General features: G+C 72.3%; 16 protein-coding genes. 2 read left to right on the forward strand and 14 right to left on the reverse strand.

Translation table 11 applies throughout. The features are described from left to right. Positions 1-87: 87 nt before the first annotated feature. Positions 88-1302 carry a crosslink repair DNA glycosylase YcaQ family protein gene (locus AB0F91_RS29490; RefSeq protein ID WP_360602612.1) on the reverse strand — a complete coding sequence of 405 codons (1215 nt, stop codon included), beginning with the start codon at positions 1300-1302 and terminating at the stop codon, positions 88-90. A 64-nt stretch (positions 1303-1366) separates the two neighbouring features. On the opposite strand from AB0F91_RS29490, the gene AB0F91_RS29495 reads away from it, so the two are divergent. Then, complete coding sequence (locus tag AB0F91_RS29495) at positions 1367-1927, forward strand: GNAT family N-acetyltransferase (protein WP_360602614.1); 561 nt, start codon at positions 1367-1369, stop codon at positions 1925-1927. Here AB0F91_RS29495 and AB0F91_RS29500 read toward each other — a convergent pair. After that, entirely contained in the window at positions 1917-2396 is a 480-nt protein-coding gene (locus tag AB0F91_RS29500; protein ID WP_360602616.1) for a GtrA family protein, read from the reverse strand. The genes AB0F91_RS29495 and AB0F91_RS29500 overlap by 11 nt on opposite strands. A gap of 167 nt (positions 2397-2563) precedes the next feature. Here AB0F91_RS29500 and AB0F91_RS29505 point away from each other — a divergent pair, with 167 nt between their 5' ends. Beyond that, positions 2564-3079 carry a hypothetical protein gene (locus AB0F91_RS29505; protein WP_360602618.1) on the forward strand — a complete coding sequence of 172 codons (516 nt, stop codon included), beginning with the start codon at positions 2564-2566 and terminating at the stop codon, positions 3077-3079. A gap of 146 nt (positions 3080-3225) precedes the next feature. Here the strand turns inward: AB0F91_RS29505 and AB0F91_RS29510 are convergent, their stop codons facing one another. The 12 genes from AB0F91_RS29510 to AB0F91_RS29565 all read right to left on the reverse strand — a co-directional run bounded on the left by AB0F91_RS29510 (position 3226) and on the right by AB0F91_RS29565 (position 15736). Next, positions 3226-3672 (reverse strand): tetratricopeptide repeat protein, encoded by a 447-nt coding sequence (locus tag AB0F91_RS29510; RefSeq protein ID WP_360602620.1) that lies wholly within the window; start codon positions 3670-3672, stop codon positions 3226-3228. Beyond that, positions 3669-4418 carry a 4-hydroxy-tetrahydrodipicolinate reductase gene (gene dapB / locus AB0F91_RS29515; protein WP_360602623.1) on the reverse strand — a complete coding sequence of 250 codons (750 nt, stop codon included), beginning with the start codon at positions 4416-4418 and terminating at the stop codon, positions 3669-3671. Before dapB ends, AB0F91_RS29510 begins: the two co-directional genes overlap by 4 nt. Further along, positions 4415-5779 carry a pitrilysin family protein gene (locus AB0F91_RS29520; RefSeq protein ID WP_360602755.1) on the reverse strand — a complete coding sequence of 455 codons (1365 nt, stop codon included), beginning with the start codon at positions 5777-5779 and terminating at the stop codon, positions 4415-4417. The genes dapB and AB0F91_RS29520 overlap by 4 nt, the downstream gene beginning before the upstream one ends. A gap of 267 nt (positions 5780-6046) precedes the next feature. After that, positions 6047-8302 carry a polyribonucleotide nucleotidyltransferase gene (locus AB0F91_RS29525; RefSeq protein WP_360602625.1) on the reverse strand — a complete coding sequence of 752 codons (2256 nt, stop codon included), beginning with the start codon at positions 8300-8302 and terminating at the stop codon, positions 6047-6049. 233 nt (positions 8303-8535) lie between these two features. Further along, a complete protein-coding gene (gene rpsO, locus AB0F91_RS29530; RefSeq protein ID WP_360602627.1) occupies positions 8536-8805 on the reverse strand; it encodes a 30S ribosomal protein S15 in 270 nt (89 codons plus the stop codon). Positions 8806-8946: 141 nt separating this feature from the next. Further along, positions 8947-9450, reverse strand: a complete 504-nt coding sequence (thpR, locus tag AB0F91_RS29535) for an RNA 2',3'-cyclic phosphodiesterase (RefSeq protein ID WP_360602629.1) — start codon at positions 9448-9450, stop codon at positions 8947-8949. Between the two features lie 4 nt (positions 9451-9454). Next, complete coding sequence (locus AB0F91_RS29540; protein ID WP_360602631.1) at positions 9455-10012, reverse strand: helix-turn-helix transcriptional regulator; 558 nt, start codon at positions 10010-10012, stop codon at positions 9455-9457. Between the two features lie 149 nt (positions 10013-10161). Continuing rightward, positions 10162-11127 (reverse strand): bifunctional riboflavin kinase/FAD synthetase, encoded by a 966-nt coding sequence (locus AB0F91_RS29545; protein WP_360602757.1) that lies wholly within the window; start codon positions 11125-11127, stop codon positions 10162-10164. 48 nt (positions 11128-11175) lie between these two features. Beyond that, positions 11176-12090, reverse strand: coding sequence for a tRNA pseudouridine(55) synthase TruB (truB, locus tag AB0F91_RS29550; protein WP_360602633.1), 915 nt, complete (start codon positions 12088-12090; stop codon positions 11176-11178). Between the two features lie 46 nt (positions 12091-12136). After that, positions 12137-13546, reverse strand: coding sequence for an MFS transporter (locus tag AB0F91_RS29555; RefSeq protein WP_360602635.1), 1410 nt, complete (start codon positions 13544-13546; stop codon positions 12137-12139). Positions 13547-13582: 36 nt separating this feature from the next. Further along, positions 13583-14401: a PhzF family phenazine biosynthesis protein gene (locus AB0F91_RS29560; protein ID WP_360602637.1), complete on the reverse strand. Its 819-nt coding sequence runs from the start codon at positions 14399-14401 to the stop codon at positions 13583-13585. 21 nt (positions 14402-14422) lie between these two features. After that, on the reverse strand, positions 14423-15736 hold the full coding sequence (locus AB0F91_RS29565) for an MATE family efflux transporter (RefSeq protein WP_360602759.1): 1314 nt from the start codon (positions 15734-15736) through the stop codon (positions 14423-14425). Positions 15737-15768: the final 32 nt, after the last annotated feature.

Raw genomic sequence — 15768 nt, forward strand, 5'->3', positions numbered from 1 at the left:
CGCCCCAGGCAACCCCGACCCGCCGACTTCAGCCGGCCCCCGTGTTCCGCCACGAAACCCTTGCCCCGCAACGCGGTCATGCGTCAGTCACCGCACCGCGCGTGACAATGCCCCCGCGAGATCGCCGCGTGGGCCCACGGCCACGCCGTCCAGACCGAGCCACTGCGCCATGTGCTCCAGCTCCCCCGCCAGCTCGTCGGCGACCCGTGGTACGTCGGCGCCCTCCTCGGCGAACGAACCCTGCACGCGCAGCACGCCGGCGGCGCGGTCGGACTTGAGGTCCACGCGGGCGACCAGGGAGCCGTCCAGCAGGAACGGGAAAACGTAGTAGCCGTAGAGCCGTTTGGGTTCCGGCACGTAGATCTCGATGCGGTAGCGGAAGCCGAAAAGCCGCTCGGTGCGGGCGCGTTCCCAGATGAGCGGGTCGAACGGGCACAGCAGGGCCCGCCCGGTCACCGCGCGCGGGGTGCGGGCGGCCGTGTGCCGGTAGGCGATGCCGCGCCAGTCGCGGACCTGGACGGGTTCCAGAGTGCCCTCTTCGACCAGCTCGGCGACCGCCTGGCGCGCGACGTCCGGGCCCAGCCGGTAGTAGTCGCGCAGGTCGGTCTCCGTGGCGATGCCGAGAGCACGAGCGGAACGGTCGATCAAGCCGCGAGCGCCTTCCTCCGCCGACAGCTGCCGGGACAGAATCGCCTGCGGGACCACCCGCTCGGTCAGGTCGTAGAGCCGCTCGAACGACCGGCGCGTGCCCGTGGACAGGCGGCCGAGGCCGAACAGGTACTCGCACGCCTTCTTGATCACCGAGCGTTCCCACCACGCGCCGGGCCCACGCCCGGCGACCTCCGCTTCGAGCGCCTTCTCGATTGCGCCCGCGCCGATGGGGCCGTGTTCCTTGACGATGGCGAGCACGTCGTCGATCAGGCCCGGCACGGTTTCGACCACGCGGGTGTAGTTGCGCCACCAGCCGTCGCGTTTGGCGCCGGAGCGCAGGAGCGGCCAGTCTTCGACGGGCAGCAGGCTCGCTTCGTGGGCCCACGACTCGACGAGCATCCGCGGTTTGCGCGCGGTGTCGGTCCAGGCGGCGGCGTCGACGAGCGCCTGGTCGTAGGCCCCCATGCGGGAGAACACGGGCATGTAGTGCGCGCGCACAGCGACGTTCACGGAGTCCAGCTGCAGCAGCTGGACGCGCGAAAGCACCTTGGCGAGGTGCCGGCGGGTGGGCGGCGCGGCGGGGCGCGCGTCGGCGAACCCCTGGGCGGCCAGCGCGGTGCGGCGGGCCGCCTGAAGGCTGATCGTCTGCATGGTCCTGCCATCGTGCCAGCCGCCCCCGACAGTTTCCGCGAGGGCGGGCGGTAGATTCCCCCGCGTGAGTGCCGCCGAAGTCCGTCCCGCGCGCCTGTCCGACGCCGCGGAGATCGCCCGCATCCAGCGCCTCACCTGGCGGGCGGCCTACACCGACCTGCTGGGCGCCGAGGCCATCGACGCGCTCGACGCCGCCGACCTCGAAGGCACGTGGGCCGAGACCATCGAGTTCCCTGGCACGCGCGTGTACCTCGCGGTGGAAGGCGAGTTCACCGTCGGCTACTGCGTGGCCGGCCCCGCGCCAGCCGACGAGATCGCCACCGCGGACGGCACCGCCCCGCCCGACGCGGACAAAACCGCGCTCATCGCGACGCTCGTCGTCGAGCCGCGCTGGGGCCGCCGCGGGCACGCCGGCCGGCTCCTCGGCACGGCCGCCGCCGACCTTCGGTCAGACGGGCTCGACCGCGGCGTCACGTGGGTCGCGCAGTCGGACCATCCGACGCTCGGCTTCTACCGGCGCGCGGGCTGGGCGCCCGACGGAACCGTCCGCACCCTCGACACCGGCCGCGGCACGCTGCGCGAGGTGCGCCTCACCGGCACGTTGCGGCTGCAGCTCACGCACTGACTGCGGGCTCTTCGCGCTTCGTGAAGACAACCCAGCGCATCACCGAGTACATGAACACGCCCTCGCACGCCCCGGCGAGCAGCCGCGACAGGTGGTACTCCACGCCCAGCGCGGCGAGCCCGGCGCCGACGCCCAGCAGGAACGCCGCGTAGTTCACCCCGATCGCCACCACGTACAGCACCGCCTGCCGCCCGACGGGCGCGTGCGAGCGGAAGTTCAGCGCGCGGTTGAGCACGAAGCTGAGCGCGAACGCGATCACGTAGGACGCGCTGATCGCCAGCCAGACCGGCCAGCCGAGGCTGCCGTGGAACACCGTCAGCAGCCCGAGGTCGACGCCGAAGGTGCACCCGTTGATGATCACGAACCCGAGGAAGCTCGGCGCGAGGAGGCGTGAAAGCCCGAAGGGCAGGACCCGGACGACGACCGCGCAGAACCCGGCGAAGCGATCGGCGAAGGGCACGTCGGTCACGCCCGAATAGTGGCAGGCCGAGGTGTCCTGAACCGAACGTCCAGGTGATCTTCTGGGGTCAGCACCGCCGAAATAGGGGGGGTTAGCCCCCGTGACCTTTTCGTGACGACTGCTAGCCTCGAATGACGAGGATCACTTCGGGGGTTCACTTCAGGGGGGGAGGCACGATGGGCTGGTTGCTCGTGACGCTCGGCGTCGCGTTCGGCTCGGCGATCGTGCCGGTCGTGAACGCGGAACTGTTCGTGGTCGGCCTCTGTGCCAGCCAGCACGACGTGCACTGGCTGTGGCTCGGCGCGGCCGTCGCGGTCGGTCAGATCGCCGGCAAGCTGCTGTACTACCTGGCGGCGCGCGGCTCCATCCGCCTCCCGCGCTTCCTCCACGACCGCCTCCACCGCGAACGCGTGCCCAGCGCCCGCCGCGACCGCTGGCACCGGCGCACCAAGGTGCTGCGCTCCAAGATCGAAGCCCTGCGCGAACGCTGCCAGCGCCACCCGCACTGGATGGCGGGCACCTACGGAGTCAGCTCGCTCATCGGCCTCCCGCCCTTCATGGCGACGAGCGTGCTCGCCGGCATGGTGCGGATGCGGCTGGTGACGTTCCTGGCCGCGGGGCTCGCGGGCCGCTGGGTGCGGTTCAGCCTGCTCGCGGCGTCACCGGCGCTGCTCGCGGGCTGGATGCACTGAGCCGGATGCGCTGGTCTGGATGCACTGAGGCCGCAGGCGTACCCGCCGCGGGTGGGCCACCGCTGTTCCGCGGCGCCCCCTGCTTTTCAGCGGCCGGCGGCAGCCGACGCACCCGGCACAACCCCCGCCGGACACCGCGCAACCCCTCAGCGGTCGGCGGCTTCCAGTTCCACAGCCTTGCGCATCGTCGCCCGGGCGCGGCGGCGGTCGCCCGCGATGTCGTAGGCGTAGGCGAGGCGGTACCACGCGCGCCAGTCCTCGGAGTTGGCCTGGAGTTCCTCGCGGCGGGCATCGAACCAGGCGTCGGCGGCGGTGCGGTCGACACGGCCGGACGGGCGGCGCGGGAGGTCGGACACGTCGGGCAGCGCGCCCTCCGCGTCGAGGCGGCGGGAGAGGCGCTGGATCTGCAGCCCGGAACGCCAGGTGGCCACCACGATCCACACGCCCAGCACCGGCAGCACGAACACGCCCACCCCGAGCGCGATGCCCGCCGGAGAACCGGTGGCGAACAGCTCCACGGCCCGGTCCGCCAGCAGGACCAGGTACACGACCAGCGCCGCGGTCAGCAGCAGCGCGACGTTGCGGGCCCTCACAGGTCGAGCACGTTCTCCAGGCCGACCGTGAGGCCGGGGCGCGACACCACCGAACGCACGCCCAGCAGCACCCCGGGCATGAACGACGTGCGGTCCAGCGAGTCGTGCCGGATGGTCAGGGTCTCCCCCTCGCCGCCGAACAGGATCTCCTCGTGCGCCACCAATCCCGGCAACCGCACGGAGTGCACGGGGACCTCGGCGACGCGAGCGCCGCGGGCACCGTCCAGTTCGGACGTCGTGGCGTCCGGCCCCGGTTCCAGGCCGGCCGCCGCGCGCGCCTCGCCGATCATGCGCGCGGTGTGCGAAGCGGTGCCCGACGGGGCGTCGGCCTTGCGGTTGTGGTGCAGCTCGATGATCTCGGCCGACGCGTAGAACCGCGCCGCCTGAGCCGCGAAGCGCATCGCCAGCACCGCGCCCAGTGCGAAGTTCGGCGCGACCAGCACGCCCAGCGAAGGCTTCCCGGCCAGCAGCGAACGCACCTCCGCGAGCCGCTCTTCGCTGAACCCGGTCGTGCCGACCACGGCGTGCAGGTCGTGCTCGATCAAGTACCGCAGGTTTCCCATCACGGCGTCGGGGTGGGTGAAGTCCACCACCACCTGGGCCTCGCCCAGCGGCGCGAAGTCGTCTCCCGCGTCGAGCGCGGCCACCAGCTTCAGGTCGGCGGCGCCCTCGACGGCGTTCACCACCGTCGCACCCATGCGGCCGCGCGCGCCCAGCACACCGACGCGGATCGGGGAGTCGGTCATGACGCGATCACCTCGTGCAGATCGTCCGGCAAGTCGTCGGCGTGAGCGTACGGCCCCACGACCGCCGCCGCCGACACCCCACCGGGGCGGCGCAGCAGAGTGCGAGCCAGCGCACACACCTCTTCGGTCGTCACCGCGTCCACGCGGGCCACGGTCTCGTCGACACCCAGGTAACGGCCGTAGTTCAGCTCGTTCTTGCCGATGCGCGACATGCGCGACGACGTGTCCTCCAGCCCCAGCACGAGCCCACCGCGCAGCTGCCCCTTGGCGCGCGCCACCTCGGCGTCGGTCAACCCGTCGGCGGCGACGCTGTCGAGCACCTCGCGGATCACGCCGGCGACCTGCCCGAGCCGCTCGGGCTGGCAGCCGGCGTACACGGCCAGGTGCCCGGTGTCGGCGTAGCTCGCCACCGACGAGTACACCTGGTATGCGAGCCCGCGCCGCTCCCGGATCTCCTGGAACAGCCGCGAGCTCATGCCGCCGCCCAGCGCCGCGTTGAGCACCGACAGCGCGAAGCGGCGCTCGTCGTGACGCGGCAGCGACCGCATCCCGAGCATCACGTGCGCCTGCTCGGTGTCGTCGGTGTGCAGCGCCAGCTTCGGCAGGGTCTGGATGCGCGCGCGGCCGGCGCGCGGCGGCACCGGGACGCCCGCACCGTTGAGCCGATCACCCAAAGCCTTGCGCACCAGGCGAAGCACCTGGTTGTGCTCGATGTTCCCGGCGACCGCGAGCACCATCCGCGGCATCGTGTAGCGGCGCTTGTAGAAGCCGCGCAACGCCGCGGGCGACATCTCCGTGATGGACTTCTCGGTGCCCAGCACCGGCCGGCCCAGCGGGTGCTCGCCGAGGATCGCGCCCACGAACGTCTCGTGCAGCAGATCCTCGGGGTCGTCGTCGCGCATCGCGATCTCTTCGAGCACCACGCTGCGCTCGGTGTCCATGTCGCGGTCGGTGCACAGCGCCTCGAACACCACGTCGGTCACGAGGTCCATGGCCAGCGGCAGGTCGGCGTCGAGCACCTGCGCGTAGTAGCAGGTGTGTTCCTTGGCCGTGAACGCGTTGAACTCGCCACCGACGGCGTCGATCTCCTCGGCGATCTGCGTGGCGTCCCGGTTGGCGGTTCCCTTGAACAGCAGGTGTTCCAAGTAGTGCGCGGCCCCCGCGACGGCGAGCGGCTCGTCGCGCGAACCGACGCCGACCCACAGGCCGACCGTGGCCGAGCGCGACGCCGGGACGTGCTCGGTGATCACCCGCAGGCCGCCGGGGAGCACGCTCCGCCTGACGATCGCACCGTCCGGAGTGGACTCGAGCGTGCGGGTGCTGCCGACGGGCTGCTCGTGCCCGGAAACCTGCCGTGCCATGCGTTCCTTACTCACGATGCCGCGAAGGCCTCCTCGCGCGGGTTCCGCGAGGAGGCCTTCGACGGGACTGTGCTGATGGGTCCCGATCCGGCCACAGCCACGGCGGGAACGGTCACCGGACGGGGCAATGTCCGGTTGGTGCCCGCCTACTTCCGGCCGGATCGGAACTGTGCTGATGGGTCCCGATCCGGCCACAGCCACGGCGGGAACGGTCACCGGACGGGGCAATGTCCGGTTGGTGCCCGCCTGCTTCCGGCCGGATCGGTCCTAGGCTTCGGCCTTCTCGGCGTCGGCCTTGTCGGCGCCCTCGGCCGGCTTGGCGTCGGCGGCGTCGTCCTCCTTGACCACGATCAGGCTGATCTTGCCGCGGTTGTCGATGTCGGCGATCTCGACGCGGAGCTTGTCGCCCACGTTGACCACGTCCTCGACCTTGGCGATCCGCTTGCCGTTGCCCAGCTTCGAGATGTGGACGAGGCCGTCCTTGCCCGGCAGCAGCGAGACGAACGCGCCGAACGCGGCCGTCTTCACCACGGTGCCCAGGAAGCGCTCGCCGACCTTCGGCAGCTGCGGGTTGGCGATCGCGTTGATCAGGTCGATCGCCGACTCCGCCGACGGGCCGTCGGCCGCGCCCACGTAGATCGTGCCGTCGTCCTCGATGGAGATGTCGGCACCGGTCTGCTCGGTGATCGAGTTGATCATCTTGCCCTTCGGGCCGATGACCTCGCCGATCTTGTCGACCGGGATCTTCACGGAGGTGACGCGCGGGGCGTACGGGCTCATCTCGTCCGGGCCGTCGATCGCCTCGGCGATGACCTCCAGGATGGTGAGGCGAGCGTCCTTCGCCTGCTTCAGCGCGGCCGCGAGGACCTCCGACGGGATGCCGTCGAGCTTCGTGTCGAGCTGGAGCGCGGTGATGATGTCCTTGGTGCCGGCGACCTTGAAGTCCATGTCGCCCAGTGCGTCCTCGGCGCCGAGGATGTCGGTCAGCGCGACGTAGCGCGTCTCGCCGTCGACCTCGTCGGACACCAGGCCCATCGCGATGCCCGCGACCGGCGCCTTCAGCGGCACGCCGGCGTTGAACAGACCCATCGTGGACGCGCAGACCGAGCCCATCGACGTCGAGCCGTTGGAGCCCAGCGCCTCCGAGACCTGGCGGATCGCGTACGGGAACTCGTCGCGCTTCGGCAGCACCGGGACCAGGGCGCGCTCGGCGAGCATGCCGTGGCCGATCTCGCGCCGCTTCGGCGAGCCGACGCGGCCGGTCTCGCCGGTGGAGAACGGCGGGAAGTTGTAGTGATGCAGGTAGCGCTTCGTCGTCTCCGGGGAGAGCGAGTCGATCTGCTGCTCCATGCGGAGCATGTTCAGCGTGGTGACGCCCAGGATCTGGGTTTCGCCGCGCTCGAACAGGGCCGAGCCGTGCGCCCGCGGGATCACGGCGACCTCGGCCGAGAGCGACCGGATGTCGGTCAGGCCGCGGCCGTCCATGCGGATCTTCTCGGTGAGCACGCGCTTGCGCATGATCTTCTTGGTCAGCGCCTTGAACGCGCCGCCGACCTCGCCGTCGCGACCCTCGAAGGCCTCGCCCTCGCCCAGGCCGACCTTGTCCAGGACCGTCGCCTTCACGGCGTCGGTCGCGGCGTCGCGGTCCTGCTTGCCGGCGATGGTCAGCGCCTTCGCCAGGTCGTCGGTCGCGATCGCGGCGACGGCCTCGTAAAGGTCCGGCTGGTAGGCCGGGTACAGCGGGAAGTCGCCGGTCGGCTTCGCGGCGTCGGCGGCCAGGCGCTGCTGCGCCTCGCACAGCACGCGGATGAACGGCTTTGCGGCCTCGAGGCCCTGGGCCACGGCGGCCTCGTCGGGCGCCTTGCCGCCGGCGGCGATCAGGTCGAGCGTGTGCTCGGTGCCCTCGGCCTCGACCATCATGATCGCGACGTCGTCGCCGACGATGCGGCCGGCCACGACCATGTTGAAGGTCGCCTTCTCCAGCTGCGACCAGGTCGGGAACGCGACCCACTGGTCCTCGATCAGCGCGACGCGCACGCCGCCGACCGGGCCGGAGAACGGCAGGCCCGCGATCTGCGTGGACGCCGACGCGGCGTTGATCGCCAGCACGTCGTACGGGTCGTCCGGGTTCAGGCTCTGGACGGTGATGACGACCTGGATCTCGTTGCGGAGACCGTCGGTGAACGACGGGCGCAGCGGGCGGTCGATCAGGCGGGCGGTGAGGATCGCGTCGGTCGACGGGCGGCCCTCACGGCGGAAGAACGCGCCGGGGATGCGGCCCACGGCGTACATGCGCTCCTCGACGTCCACGGTCAGCGGGAAGAAGTCGAAGTGCTCCTTCGGGTGCTTCGACGCCGTGGTGGCCGAGAGCAGCATGGTCTCTTCGTCGAGGTACGCGACGACGGAGCCGGCGGCCTGCTTGGCCAGGCGGCCCGTCTCGAAACGCACGGTGCGGGTGCCGAACCGGCCGTTGTCGATCACGGCTTCGGTCTCGTGCACGGTGACTCCGGTGGAGTCGGTCATAGGGTGTATCTCCTCTTTTGTGCTTCGTCCGGCGCGAGTCTCCCACCCTGGGACCCGGTTCGCCCGCGGACGCTCGAGGAATGAGGCCGGTCTTCGATCGAAGCTCCCGGGTCTTCTCACCCGGGAACCACTACCGAGGACCGGCGGACGGATCCTCCAGCGCGCTCGCGCCGTTTCTTCTCTTCTGGCACCGAGGGGGAGCGACCGGACCGGTCACTCCCCCTCGGGTCACGCTATCGGCGCAGGCCGAGCCGCTGGATCAGCGACCGGTACCGCTCGATGTCCACCTTCATCACGTAGTTCAGCAGCCGGCGGCGACGGCCGACCAGCAGCAGGAGCCCGCGACGCGAGTGGTGGTCGTGCTTGTGAGCCTTGAGGTGCTCGGTGAGGCCGACGATGCGCTTGGTCAGCAGCGCGACCTGGGCCTCGGGAGATCCGGTGTCCGAGTCGTGCACGCCGTACTCGGCCAGGATCGACTTCTTCTCATCGGTGGACAGCGCCACTGGTGTTGCTCCTCGTGAAATCGGTGCCGTGGGGCCCGTACCGCGCTGCGCGGCCGGGTAGTCGGTCTCGGCCGCCACGGACTGCAGCCGGACCCGATTGTCGAGGTTACCAGCCGTGTGATCAGTGCCTTCAGGCGCGGTTCACCTTCCGGCGCGGCCCAGCGGGAATTTCCGCAGCTCCCGGTAGCGCGGGCCCGCCGTGCCGTCACTGCCCATGAGCACCACCTCGCCGGCGGTCCATTCACGACTGGAGAACCCGGCCAGCCGCCGCGTCCACGATTCCGCCGCGCCCCGGCGGTCACGCGCGTACCGCGCCAGCGTGAGGTGCGCCCGGTAGGGCCGCTCTTCCTGGTCCGCGCCGGCGGCTTCCGCGAGCCGCGTCAGCCCATTCCCCGTGACGCCCAACCACAGCACGCCGGGAAATGTTCCCGGGCCGGTCAACCGGACGTCGACAGCCGGGCGGCCGGCCAGCGCGGGGACGAGCTCGGCGGCCCGTTCGTCCGGGTCGGCTTCGCCGTAGTACGCGAGCGTGACGTGCCAGTCCTCCGGCGGCGACCAGCGCAGGCTGGAGCCGGGTTCGCCGAGGGACAGCGCCACCGCGGCCACGACGTCGGGCGGCGGGCGCAGGGCCGTGAACAGCCGCACGGAGCTAGTGGCTGGCCCCGGCGCGGCGCAGGAGCTCGGCGAGGATCGGGAAGTCGTCGTCGAGGCGCTTCGCGGCCTCGGTGAGGTCCTCCTCCTCGGCGACCTCGCGCAGCGCGGCGAGCACGAGCCGCTCGTCGGAGCCCACCGGGATGTTTTCGCGGCCGACGGTGGGCCGCGAGTCGCGTACGTCCTCCAGCGCGGCGAGCACGAGCCGCTCGTCGGAGCCCACCGGAATGTTGTCCCGGCCCACGGTCGGGCGCGAGTCGCGCACGTCCTCCAGCGCAGCCTGCATCGCGTCGCGGTTGCCCGCCGCGACCTCGGGCACGAGGATCTTGCGCTCGAGCATGATCATGCGGGCGAGCACCACCGGGTTGCCGATCTTGGCCCGCCGGCCGCTCATCACCTGGCTGAGCATCGGGGCGCTGATGCCGAGCACCTCCGCGAGGAACGCCTGCGAGATGTCGAAAGCCACGACCAGCCTGCGCACCCGATCACCCAGTGGTTCGCCGTACCACTCCCGCTGCAGCGCGACGTTCCGCTGCACGATCTTGTGGTCCTCCACCAGCTCCGCTCTCCTTGGTCCCCTGGTCCGGCCGGACCGGCGTGCCCGGACCGTTTCACCCGCCCGGGAGCATTTTGCCATCGGACCCGCACCCGGGCGCCGGAACCGCCCATTCCGCCCCCGGGCGAAGCCCGTCCGGGGGAACGTCGTCAGTCTTCGGCGCCCAGCGCCTCGCGGGTGCGCGCCACGTCTTCGTCGATCCGCTCCACCAGCTGCTCGGACCGGTTGAACCGCTCCTGGTCGCGCAGCCGAGTGACGAAGTCCAGCGCCACATGCTGGCCGTAGAAATCCTCGTCGACGTCGAGCACGAACGCCTCGACGGTGCGCTCACGGCCCGAGAACGTCGGGTTCGTGCCCACCGACACCGCGGCGCGCAGCCGCCGACCAGGGTCCGACAGTCGGGTGAACCACGCCGTGTAGACGCCGTCGGCGGGCACCGCGGCGAACCGCGGCGTCGACAGGTTCGCGGTCGGGTAGCCGAGGTCGTGGCCCCGGCCGTCGCCGCGCACGACGATGCCCTCGAGCCGGTGCGGGCGCCCGAGCGCGTCGGCCGCCGCCACCACGTCGCCGGCGTCGATGCACGAGCGCACGTACGTGGAGGAGAAGGTGATGTCGTTGGCGACGCGGTCGTCGGCGAGCGAACGGCCCTGCAGTTCCGCGCCGTAGGCCACGAAGCCGAAGCGGCTGCCGAGCTTGCGCAGCAGCCCGACATCGCCTGCCGCCTTGGCGCCGAAGGTGAAGTTGTCGCCCACCAGCACCGCGGCGGCGTGCAACCGGTCCACCAGCACCTCGTGCACGAACTCGTGCGGCGACAGGCGCGAGAGCTCGAGGGTGAACGGCAGCACGGCGAACACGTCGACGCCCAGTTCCTCCACGAGCTCGGCCTTGCGCCGCAGCGTGGTCAGCTGCGCCGGGTGGCTGCCGGGGCGCAGGACCTCCGACGGGTGCGGGTCGAACGTGAGCACCACGCTCGGCACGCCGCGCTCGGCCGCCGCCCGCACCGTGCGCGAGATGAGCACCTGGTGCCCGCGGTGCACGCCGTCGAACACACCGATGGTGACCACGCACCGTCCCCAGCCGCCCGGGAGGTCCCCGAGGCCACGCCACCGCTGCACTGTCGTCAACTCTCCCCGCGCCGGTCTCTCGCCCAACCGCGACCCACCCTATGCGGGCAGCAGGACCACCACCGACCGGGCCACACCCTCGGTGTCGGAGGCCAGGGCGAGCACGCGGCCGTCGGGCGCGAACAGGCCGTAGGTCCCGTCGATGCCGGCCGCCGGGATGGCCCGGCCGTGGCGCACGGCCCGCGCTTCGGCGGCGTCGACGTCGCGGCGCGGGAAAGCCGCGGCGACGGCGGCGTCGAGGTCCAGCGACAGCTCGGGTGTCTCCTCGAGCTGGTCGAGCGTGCGCGCGCGGGCGAGCGTGAAGGGCCCGACTGTGGTGCGCCGCAACGCGAGCAGGTGCCCGCCGACGCCGAGCCCGGCGCCGAGGTCGCGGGCCAGCGCGCGCACGTACGTGCCCGACGAGCACTCGACCACGGCGTCGAGCTCGATCCGGTCGTCCTCGCGGCGCGTGGCCAGCACGTCGAAGCGGTAGACGGTGACGGGCCGCGGCGGGAGCACCACGTCCTCCCCCGCGCGCACCCGCGCGTAGGCGCGCTTGCCGTCGATCTTCACGGCGCTGACGGCGCTGGGCACCTGCTGGATGTCACCGGTGAGCTCGGCGACGCCGGCGGCGAGCTGTTCGTCCGTGATCTTCGCGAGCGCGGCCGGGTCGCCCTCGGTGAGCACCTCACCCTCGGCGTCGTCGGTGGTGGTGGAGCAGCCCAGCGACAGCGTCGCGAGATAGGTCTTGCGGTCGAGCGCCAGGTGGCCCAGCAGCTTGGTGGCGCGCTCGATGCCGAGCACCAGCACGCCGGTGGCCATCGGGTCGAGCGTGCCGGCGTGGCCGACCTTGCGGGTGCCCATGATCCGGCGCGCCCTGGCGACGACGTCGTGCGACGTCATTCCGGCCGGTTTGTCGACGATGAGCAGACCGGGCGGCGGAGCGGGGCGGCGCGGTTCTTTCGGGCGAGACACGGGGCGAACCCTATCGAGACGTCCGGTTCGCACCGGCGAGCACCTGTCAGGCGGCGACGGCCGCCGCTTCGGCCGGCACCTCGCCGTCCCAGCGCCGGCGCGTGAGCCGCACCGGCACGTCCTCGCCACGTGCTTCGGCGGCGAACACGTGCGCCCTGGCGCGGCGCCACCACACGAGCATCCGCCACGTGCCGAGCGCGAGCACGACCACGATGCTCAGCAGCGACAAGCGGAAGTTCCCGCCTGTCCATTGCAGCAGCACGCCGACCACGAGCGAGGTGACCGTGGTCGCCACGAACCCGGCGACGTTCACGAGGCCGGTCGCCGTGCCGACGCGCTCGATCGGGTTGTAGTCCCGCGCCAGCGCGAAGCCGATCATCGACACCGGGCCGCCGAGCGACAGCAGCGCGAACGCGGGGCCGAGCACCCCGAGCGGGACGTGCCCGTTCCAGCCGAGCAGCACGGCCCACGTGAGGGCGGCGGCGCCGAGGTACCCGCCGACGATCGGCATCCGCAGCTCCGGGTGGCGGCTGATCACCGTGCCGAGCACCGGGCCGCCGGCCAGCGAGCCGAACACGAACACGGTCAGCATCGCGCTCGCCGTGGCGGCCGGGATTCCTTGGCCCTGCACGAGAAAGGGGACGCCCCAGAGCAGCGTGAGCACGTTGGGCGCGAACATCGTGCTGAAGTGCGTCCAGAACCCGAGCCGGGTGCCGGGCACGCGCCACGCGGCGCGGATCTGGCGCGCGAGCAGCGCCGGGTTCACCGGCTTGCGCTCGGGCTCGGGGACGCCGAGCGGGGTGTCGCGCACGCGCAGCACCACCGGCACCGAGACCAGGAGCGTGAGCGCGCCGACCGAGACGAACGTGACCGTCCACCCGGGGCCGGCGAGCAGCAGCGTGAGCGGCACGGTGGCGGCGAGGTTGCCGATGTAGCCGACGGCGGAGGTGAAGGACGTGATCAACGCGTACTGCCGCGCCGGGAAGTGGGCTGCGATCAGGCGCAGCACGCTGACGAACGTAAGCGCGTCGCCCAGGCCGAGCACGCCGCGGGCGAGCAGGCCGACGCCGTAGCTCTCGGCGAGACCGAGCAGCAGCTGCCCGGTCCCCAGGATGAGCACGGCGGCGGTGAGGACACGGCGCGGGCCGTAGCGGTCGACGAGCACGCCGGTGGGGATCTGCATGGCGGCGTAGACCCCGACCTGCAGCACGGTGAACGTGCCGAGCGCCGCGGCGCCGACGCCGAACCGGTCCGCCGCTTCCAGGCCCGCGACCCCGAACGACGTGCGGTGGAACACGGCGAGCAGGTACACGAAGACGGCGGTGAGCCAGATGAGCCAGGACCGGACAGTGGCGCGGCCGGGCGACAAGGTTTCCTCCTGCGGGTAGCGGTCGTCGGGGAAGGACGACGACGCTGCCGCCTCGATGGTTGTATCGCCCCGGCAAGCTCGAAACATAGCCGTTACCTCGGTGGGGTTCGCCACATCACCCGTTCACCGCAGCGCCACTTGACCTGCGATTCCCACCACTGTGTCGCCGCCCACCCAGACCTCGCCGTCCGCGCGCTCTACGTGCACGCGCCCGCGCCGGCCCAGCCGAGTGCCCTGTGCGGCCACGTAGGACTCCGGCGCGCGGCCCGAGCCGATGAGCCACTGACCGATCGCGGCGTTGAGGCTGCCGGTCACCGGGTCCTCGACCAGGCCCGTGAAGGCCCGGACCTCGAACGCCGTGGGCGATCCGGCCGGGTGCGGTCCGACGACCCCGACCTTGTGTTTCCCGAGCGCCACGACGTCGCGCTCGACCGCGAGGACGGCCTCGGCGTCGGTGAGGAGCACGGCGAGCCAGCCGGGGCCGTTGTCGGCCCACTGCGCGTCGACGACGCCGCTCTCGGCCAGGTGCAGGGCCTTCCGGACGGCGGCGAGGTCCTCGGGCGCGACGGGGCCGCCCCGCGTGAGCGGCGGTGCGGCGAAGGCGAGCCGGTCGCCGGTGCGCCGCACGCGGACCAGGCCGGCGCCGCACTCCTGCACGAGGTCTCCGCCCTTCGGCGTGCCGCCCGCTTCGAGCCACGCGCGGGCCGAGCCCAGCGTGGGGTGCCCGGCGAAGGGCAGCTCGCGCTCGACGGTGAAGATCCGCACGCGGTAGTCGGCCTCGGCGTGCGTCGGCGGGAGCAGGAACGTGGTCTCGCTGAGGTTGGTCCACCGCGCGAAGGCGGCCATCGTGTCGTCGGAGAGGCCTTCGGCGGCGTGCACCACGGCGAGTGCGTTGCCGCGGGTGAGCTCGTCGGTGAAGACGTCGACCTGGCTGAAGCGCATGGTTCAACCTTGGCACGGGGCTCACGCGCCGCGAACGGCCCCGACCACCGCCCAGCGGCCGGAGCGCCAGCGGATCAGCACGGCGGCCAGGCGGAACACCATGAACAGCGACAGGCCCGTCCAGATGCCCGAGAGCCCCCAGCCGAACGCGAGCGACAGCCAGATCAGCGGCAGGAACCCCAGGCCCGCGCTGACGAGCGTGGCGGTGCGCAGGAACGCGGCGTCGCCGGCGCCCAGCAGCACACCGTCGAGCGCGAACACCACGCCCGCGATCGGTTGCAGCGCCACGAAGAACCACCACGCGTGCGGGATCTGGGCGAGCACCCCCGGATCGGACGTGAACGCGTGCGGCAGCGTGCTCCACAACGCGCCGAAGAGCACGCACAGGACGCAGCCGAGCACCAGCCCGTACGCGACGATCTGGTTCGCGACGCCGCGCGCCTGCCGCTCGGCTCCCCCGCCCAGGGCCGCGCCGACGAGCGACTGCGCCGCGATCGCGACGGAGTCGAGCACGAGCGAGAGGAACGTCCACAGCTGCAGCACGACCTGGTGCGCGCCGACGGCCTCCGTCGACGTCCGCGCCGCCACGGCCGCCGCCGAGACGAAGCACGCCTGGAACGCCAGGCTGCGCAGCACGAGGTCGCGGCCCAGGCTCAGCTGCGCGCGCATCACACCGAAGTCCGGTCGCAGCGGCACGCGCTCGCGCACCAGCGCCGCGAAGAACAGCGACGCCGACACCACCTGCGCCACCACGTTGGCGATCGCCGAGCCCTCCAGGCCCAGCCCGGCGACGTAGACGAGCACCGGGCACAGGACGGCCGAGATGCCGTTGCCCGCCAGCACGTACCGCAGCGGGCGCGCCGCGTCCTGCACGCCGCGCATCCAGCCGTTGCCGGCCATGGTGACCAGGATCAGCGGCGCCCCGAACAGCGCGATCCGCAGCCACGACACGGCCGCCGCCGCGATCTCGTCACTGCCCGACAGCGCCCGGGCGATCGGCCCGGCCAGCAGCTGGCCCGCCACCAGCAGCACCAGCCCCACCAGCACCGCGAGCCACGTGGCCTGGACGCCTTCGCTCACCGCGTCCCGCCGCCGCCCGGCACCGTGCAGCCGCGCGGTGCGCGAGGTCGTGCCGTAGGAGAGGAACGTGAGCTGCGTGGAGATCTGCGACAGCACCACCCCGCCCAGCGCCAGCCCGGCCAGCGGCAGCGCGCCGAGGTGCCCCACCACCGCGGTGTCCACCAGCACGTACAACGGCTCCGCCGCCAGCACCCCGAGCGCGGGCACGGCAAGCCCGAGGACGCGGCGCGCGGGGATCCGGTCTTCGGAGCTCAGGGGCGGGGCAGGCGGGGCTTCGTCAGGCACCC

The organism is Amycolatopsis sp. NPDC023774 (assembly GCF_040639695.1).
In the GTDB taxonomy this organism is placed as follows: domain Bacteria; phylum Actinomycetota; class Actinomycetes; order Mycobacteriales; family Pseudonocardiaceae; genus Amycolatopsis.

What these genes read in the sequence shown, in the direction of transcription:
- AB0F91_RS29490 (WP_360602612.1), bottom strand. Translation starts at nt 1,302, where the DNA reads ATGCAGACGATCAGCCTTCAGGCGGCCCGCCGCACCGCGCTGGCCGCC.
- AB0F91_RS29505 (WP_360602618.1), top strand. Translation starts at nt 2,564, where the DNA reads ATGGGCTGGTTGCTCGTGACGCTCGGCGTCGCGTTCGGCTCGGCGATC.
- dapB (WP_360602623.1), bottom strand. Translation starts at nt 4,418, where the DNA reads ATGACCGACTCCCCGATCCGCGTCGGTGTGCTGGGCGCGCGCGGCCGC.
- AB0F91_RS29520 (WP_360602755.1), bottom strand. Translation starts at nt 5,779, where the DNA reads ATGGCACGGCAGGTTTCCGGGCACGAGCAGCCCGTCGGCAGCACCCGC.
- AB0F91_RS29525 (WP_360602625.1), bottom strand. Translation starts at nt 8,302, where the DNA reads ATGACCGACTCCACCGGAGTCACCGTGCACGAGACCGAAGCCGTGATC.
- AB0F91_RS29555 (WP_360602635.1), bottom strand. Translation starts at nt 13,546, where the DNA reads ATGTTTCGAGCTTGCCGGGGCGATACAACCATCGAGGCGGCAGCGTCG.
- AB0F91_RS29560 (WP_360602637.1), bottom strand. Translation starts at nt 14,401, where the DNA reads ATGCGCTTCAGCCAGGTCGACGTCTTCACCGACGAGCTCACCCGCGGC.